General features: G+C 65.5%; 6 protein-coding genes. 3 read left to right on the top strand and 3 right to left on the bottom strand.

The genetic code is table 11. The features are described 5' to 3' along the window. Together EOA33_RS20310 and EOA33_RS20305 are read left to right on the top strand one after the other, a co-directional pair. A partial coding sequence (locus EOA33_RS20310) for an ATP-binding cassette domain-containing protein (RefSeq protein WP_145989213.1) occupies positions 1-694 on the top strand: 694 nt, incomplete at its 5' end. Positions 695-713: 19 nt separating this feature from the next. Further along, positions 714-2084 (top strand): alpha-glucosidase/alpha-galactosidase, encoded by a 1371-nt coding sequence (locus tag EOA33_RS20305; RefSeq protein ID WP_127406406.1) that lies wholly within the window; start codon positions 714-716, stop codon positions 2082-2084. Here EOA33_RS20305 and purD read toward each other — a convergent pair. Next, entirely contained in the window at positions 2081-3343 is a 1263-nt protein-coding gene (gene purD / locus EOA33_RS20300; protein ID WP_127406405.1) for a phosphoribosylamine--glycine ligase, read from the bottom strand. The two genes, EOA33_RS20305 and purD, sit on opposite strands and share 4 nt — an antisense overlap. Before the next feature lie 107 nt (positions 3344-3450). Between purD and ubiA the strand changes: the two genes are divergently transcribed. Next, positions 3451-4434, top strand: a complete 984-nt coding sequence (ubiA, locus tag EOA33_RS20295; RefSeq protein ID WP_127406407.1) for a 4-hydroxybenzoate octaprenyltransferase — start codon at positions 3451-3453, stop codon at positions 4432-4434. 231 nt (positions 4435-4665) lie between these two features. Here the strand turns inward: ubiA and EOA33_RS20285 are convergent, their stop codons facing one another. Together EOA33_RS20285 and EOA33_RS20280 are read right to left on the bottom strand one after the other, a co-directional pair. After that, entirely contained in the window at positions 4666-5232 is a 567-nt protein-coding gene (locus tag EOA33_RS20285; RefSeq protein ID WP_127406403.1) for a DUF6101 family protein, read from the bottom strand. 184 nt (positions 5233-5416) lie between these two features. Continuing rightward, positions 5417-6386, bottom strand: a 970-nt coding sequence (locus EOA33_RS20280; protein WP_145989212.1) for an FAD-binding oxidoreductase, incomplete at its 5' end; no start/stop codon positions are given.

The raw sequence follows: 6386 nt of genomic DNA, 5'->3' as shown, positions 1-6386 counted from the left end.
CCTCGACCTCAAGCTTTGCCGCCACGAGACGCTTGGGTTGGTCGGCGAGTCCGGGTCCGGCAAGACGACGTTCGGCCAGGCGCTGCTTCGGTTGCTGGACGCCAAGCGCGGCGAGATCCGTTTCGACGGCCAGCCGATCCAGGGCCTGACCAGGGCCGAGATGCGGCCGCTGCGCTCGCGCATGCAAATCGTCTTCCAGGATCCATTCTCGTCGCTCAACCCGCGCATGACGATCGGCCAGATCATCGAAGAAGGGCTTGTCGTCAACAGGATCGGTGCGACACGGCGCGAGCGAATCGAGCGGGTGCGCGAGGCGCTGGTCAGCGCCGGCATGCCGGGCGACATCCTCTCGCGGTTTCCGCATGAGTTCTCCGGCGGCCAGCGGCAGCGTATCGCGATCGCCCGGGCGATCGCGCTGGAGCCCGAATTCATCCTGCTCGACGAGCCGACATCTGCGCTCGATCTCTCCGTCCAGGCGCAGATTATCGACCTGCTGCGCAAGCTGCAGGACGAACGCGGCTTGAGCTATCTCTTCATCTCGCACGACCTCAAGGTGGTGCGCGCGCTGTGCCACCGCGTCATCGTCATGCAGCACGGCAAGGTCGTCGAGCAGGGACCTGTCGACGAGGTCCTCACCAATCCCAAGACCGCCTACACCGAACGGCTCGTCCGAGCCGCTTTCGATGTGGCCTGAGCATATGCCGGAGGTTAGCGTGGCAAGAAATCCCAAGATCACATTCATCGGCGCCGGTTCGACGGTGTTCATGAAGAACATTGTCGGCGACGTGCTGCAGCGCCCGTCGCTTTCGGGCGCGACAATCGCGCTGATGGACATCAATCCGCAGCGGCTGGAAGAAAGCGCTCTCGTCGTCAACAAGCTGATCGCGACGCTCAGCGTGAAGGCGAAAGCCGAAACCTATTCGGACCAGCGCAAGGCGCTGGCCGGCGCCGACTTCGTCGTCGTCGCCTTCCAGATCGGCGGCTACGAGCCCTGCACCGTCACCGACTTCGAGGTGCCGAAGAAGTACGGCCTGCGCCAGACCATCGCCGACACGCTGGGCGTTGGCGGCATCATGCGGGGTCTCAGGACCGTGCCACACCTGTGGAATATCTGCGAGGACATGCTCGCGGTCTGCCCCGAGGCGATCATGCTGCAGTACGTCAACCCGATGGCAATCAACACCTGGGCGATATCGGAGAAATACCCTGCCATCAGGCAGGTCGGCCTCTGCCATTCGGTGCAGGGCACGGCGATGGAGCTGGCGCACGACCTCGACCTTCCCTACGAGGAAATCCGCTACCGCTCGGCCGGCATCAACCATATGGCCTTCTATCTGAAGTTCGAGCATCGCCAGGCGGACGGTTCCTACCGCGACCTCTATCCCGATCTCGTGCGCGCCTATCGCGAAGGCCGCGCGCCCAAGCCCGGCTGGAACCCGCGCTGCCCGAACAAGGTGCGCTACGAAATGTTGACGCGGCTCGGCTTTTTCGTCACCGAAAGCTCGGAACATTTCGCCGAATACACGCCCTATTTCATCAAGGACGGCCGCCCCGACCTGATCGAGAAGTTCGGCATCCCGCTCGACGAGTATCCGAAGCGCTGCATCGAACAGATCGAGCGCTGGAAAGGCCAGGCCGAAGCCTACCGCTCGGCCGATCGGATCGAGGTCGAGCAGTCGAAGGAGTACGCCTCGTCGATCATGAACTCGGTCTGGACCGGCGAGCCGTCGGTGATCTACGGCAATGTTCGCAACAATGGCTGCATCACCTCGCTGCCCTTCGATTGCGCCGCCGAGGTGCCGTGCCTGGTCGACGCTTCGGGCATCCAGCCTACGTATATCGGCGACCTGCCGCCACAGCTGACGGCGCTGATCCGCACCAACATCAACGTCCAGGAACTGACGGTGCGGGCGCTGATGAGCGAGAACCGCGAGCACATCTACCATGCGGCGATGATGGATCCGCACACCGCGGCCGAGCTCGATCTCGACCAGATCTGGTCGCTGGTCGACGACCTGCTCGCCGCGCACGGCGACTGGCTGCCGGCCTGGGCGCGTAAGGGTGGCCGGAGCAAGGCCGCCTAGGCGCCGGCCTTTTCGCGCGCCACAGCCTGCCAGCCGATGTCGCGGCGGCAAAAGCCCTGCGGCCAGTCGATGCGGTCGAGCGCGGCGTAGGCGCGTTGCTGCGCTTCGCCGACGGTCGCACCCGTCGCCGTGACATTGAGCACGCGGCCGCCATTGGCGACGAGCGCGCCGCCGTTGATGGCGGTGCCGGCATGGAAGATCTCGGCGCCGTCGCTGGCGGCCTCTTCAAGACCGCGGATGACCGAACCCTTTTCCGGCGTGCCGGGATAGCCCCTCGCCGCCATCACCACGGTCAGCGCCGCATCGTCGCGCCAGCGTATCGAGGTATGCGCGAGCTGGCCGTCGACGGCAGCGTTGAGCAGCACCAGGAGATCGTCCTTCAGCCGCATCATCAGCACCTGGCATTCGGGATCGCCGAAACGGGTGTTGTATTCGATAAGCTTCGGCCCCTTGTCCGTGATCATCAGCCCGGCGAAGAGGATGCCGGCGAACGGCGCGCCGAGCTCGGCCATGCCGTGCATCGTCGGCTCGATGATCTCGCGCATGGTTCGCTCGACCATCTCGGGCGTCATCACCGGTGCCGGCGAATAGGCGCCCATGCCGCCGGTGTTGGGGCCGACGTCGCCATCACCGACGCGCTTGTGGTCCTGAGCGGTGCCGAAGGGCAGCGCCGTGGTGCCATCGCACAGGCAGAAGAAGCTCGCCTCCTCGCCGGTCAGAAATTCCTCGACCACCACCTCGGCGCCGGCGGCGCCAAAGGCGCCATCGAAACAGGCGTCGAGCGCGACAAGCGCCTCGGGGAGCGTCATGGCGATGGTGACGCCCTTGCCGGCGGCGAGCCCGTCGGCCTTGATGACGATCGGCGCGCCCACCTTCTCGACATAGGCCCTCGCCGAGTCGAGGTCGGCGAAGCGGCCATAGGTGGCGGTCGGGATGTCGTATCTAGCGCAAAGGTCCTTGGTGAAGCCTTTCGAGCCTTCGAGCCGCGCCGCCCGCTTCGACGGACCGAAGACGCGGATGCCCTCGCCGCGCAAGTCATCGGCAATGCCGGCGACCAGCGGCCCCTCCGGCCCGACGACGACGAGATCGATCTTGTTGTCCTTGCAAAAGCCAGCTACCGCGGCGTGGTCGGCAATGTCGAGCTTGACCAGCTCGGCGTCACGGCCAATCCCCGGATTGCCGGGCGCGGCATAGAGTTTGGTCAACAGCGGCGAGGCCGCGATCTTCCAGGCCAGGGCATGTTCGCGGCCCCGGGGCAATAGCGGGAGGTCCTGTCGTGGATGACTGGGGATATCGGCATGCGCGTTTTGGTGATCGGCTCCGGCGGCCGCTTGACGGCGCTCACCGCTGCTGCCACTCCAGCACGATGGAAACCATCCAGTCGAAAGCGGCGCAGGGCCGCGTCGCAGACGCGCCGAGCGGTCACTGGGTCTACCGCGCGCTGCCGCGCGGGCTCTGGCCCTATGCGCAGCTCGCGCGCTGGGATCGCCCGATCGGCTGGCAATTGCTCTTGTGGCCGTGCTGGTGGTCGGCCGCTCTTGCGGCAAGCGCCTATCCGCGTCCGACGGATCCGCTGCTGACCCTGCTGCCGGCGCCCTGGTATCTCTTGCTGTTCCTGGTCGGCGCGATTGCCATGCGCGGCGCCGGCTGCACCTATAACGACCTGGCCGACGAGGACATCGACAACCAGGTCGGGCGCACGCGCTCGCGGCCGCTGCCGGCAGGCAAGGTAACGCGCCGGCAGGCCTGGGTGTTCCTGGTCATCCAGGCGCTGGCGGGCCTGGCGGTGCTGTTGCAGTTCAACAGCTTCGCCATTCCGCTCGGCATCGCCTCGCTTGTCATCGTCGCGATCTACCCGTTCATGAAGCGGATCACCGACTGGCCGCAATTCGTGCTCGGGCTAGCCTTTTCCTGGGGCGCGCTGATGGGATGGGCGGTCGAGTTCGGCGATCTCGATGGCCCGGCCATCATGCTCTATATCGGGTCAATCCTGTGGGTGATCGGCTACGACACGATCTACGCACATCAGGACAAGGAAGACGACGCCATCGTCGGCGTGCGCTCGACGGCGCGCCTGTTCGGCGACAACACCAGGACCTGGCTGGTCGGCCTCTATGGCGGCGCGCTCGCCTGCTTCGCCATCGCCTTCGCCTCGGCGCAGGCGCCGATGCCGGCGCTGGCCGGGCTGATCGCCGCCGGCGCGCATATGGCGCGACAGATCGCGAAGCTGAACATCGACGATGCGGACCAGTGCCTCAGGCTGTTCAAGTCGAACAACCAGGTCGGCTGGCTGATCTTCCTCGGCCTGATCGGCGGCGCGCTGTGGGTGGCGCTGAAGCCGCTGCTGTAGTTCTCCCTTCTCCCCGTTCAACGGGGAGAAGGTGGCGGCAGCCGGATGAGGGGCAGCGCGAGCCTTGCAGGCAAGGAGAAATGTACAGCGGTTATACGGCCTCTGATCGGCTTTCGATGTGGCCAAACCCTGAGGTCGGCGCCGCCCCTCATCGCCCTGCCGGGCACTTCTCCCCGTATAGTGACGGGGAGAAGAAGGCTGTCATCGGCGGTTTCGCCAATCGCCAGCGGACTATTCCCGCGCGATGATCTCCTCGCCGTCGATGACGAGTCTGAGGCCAAGATTGCCCGCCCTGCGGCGGGCGAGGAAGCGCGGGCGGCGCGTGGTCGAGATACGACCCTTGCGGCGCTCCTGGGGCGGCAGCGCCTTGATGGCGGCGCCGAGCGATTCCTCCAGCGTGCGAGCAACGCCGTCGGCCTCGATCAGAAGCATCGGCAGGCGATAGGCATCGGCCCAGGCGCGCCAGTCGGCGGCGACGTCGTCGAGGTCGTCGGCGACGAGCAGTGGCACCGAAAGCATCGGATCATTGTGCAGCAGCTCGAGCGTCACGGTGACGTTGCCGTCGGGGTCTTCCATGGCGCGGGCGGCAACGCCGCGAAACGCCTTGGCAGGCAGTGCGATGATCGCCGGCACGCCGCTCATCTCCAGCATGCGGCGAATGACGGCACCACGCTGGTCGATGGTGAAGGTAACGTCGCCATAGTCGTCGCGTGTCGCATAGCTCACCATCTGCGGCAGGCGGAATGGGTCGAGACGCATGTTGCGCCCTGCCCAGACTGGCTTCAGTCCAGTGTTCATCGAGTGCCTTCCTGTGTCTCCTGAGGGCCGTTTACCGGTTCTCTCCGGGCCAGTTCTTTCCGGCCTCGCTTATGCGGAAACATTAGCGCTGGCTCCTTACCGCCGCGCTTAAGAAAGTCGGTTAAATTTTGCTGATCTCGGGGATGGTTATCGGAATGCAACCACCCACAACATGTTGGAAGGATCAGATAACCTTACCGGGATTCATGATGCCGGCGGGGTCGAAGGCCGCCTTCACCCGGCGCATCAGTTCGATCGCCATCGGCGGCGCCGTGGCGATCAGTTCGTCGCGCTTCAGCTGGCCGATGCCGTGCTCAGCCGAGATCGAGCCATGGAAGGAGCGCACGACCTCGTGCACGGCCTGGTTCATGGGATGGTAGAGGTCGAGAAACGCCGCGTCCTGCCAATCCACGGGGCGGGAGATGTTGTAGTGGAGGTTGCCGTCGCCCATATGGCCGAAGCAGACCACGCGGGCGCCGGGACAAACGCTCTCCACCACGCCGGCAGCCTTGTCGATGAAGTCGGGGATCGCGGCGATCGGCACCGAGATATCGTGCTTGATCGAGGCGCCCTCCGGCTTCTGGCACTCTGGCAGCACCTCGCGGAAATTCCAGAAGGCGTCGCCCTGGCCAAGGCTCGCCGCGATCGCCGCGTCGCCGACAAAGCCCTGTTCGAGCCCGGCCGACAGTATTTCCTCGATCAGCGCCCTGCCGTCCTCCTCGGAGCGGCCGGAGGAGACCTGCATAAGCGCATACCAAGGCCAGTCGTCGGCCAGCGGCCGGGTGACGCCTTGCGCATGCTTCAGCGTGTAGTCATACGGCCGCTTGCCGATCAGCTCGAAGGCAGTGAGCGAAGCGCCCGCCCGGCCCATCGCCAGGCTGAACAGGGAAAGTGCATCGCGAGGCGACGACAGGCCGGCAAAGGCGACCTCCCTGCCCTTCGGCTTCGGAAACAGCTTGAGCACGGCGGCGGTAATGACGCCGAGCGTGCCTTCGGCGCCGACGAAGAGGTTCTTCAGGTCGTAGCCGGTATTGTCCTTCTTCAGCTTGCGCAGATCGTCGAACACCTCGCCGGTCGGCAGCACGACTTCGACGCCGAGGCAGAGCTCGCGCGCATTGCCATAGGCAAGCACGCCGGTGCCGCCGGCGTTGGAG

Origin of the sequence: Mesorhizobium sp. M4A.F.Ca.ET.050.02.1.1 (assembly GCF_003997725.1) — a bacterium.
Classification (GTDB): Bacteria; Pseudomonadota; Alphaproteobacteria; order Rhizobiales; family Rhizobiaceae; genus Mesorhizobium.
The sequence above is the reverse complement of the archived record's forward strand: the minus strand, read 5'-3'. Positions and strand labels throughout refer to the sequence as shown.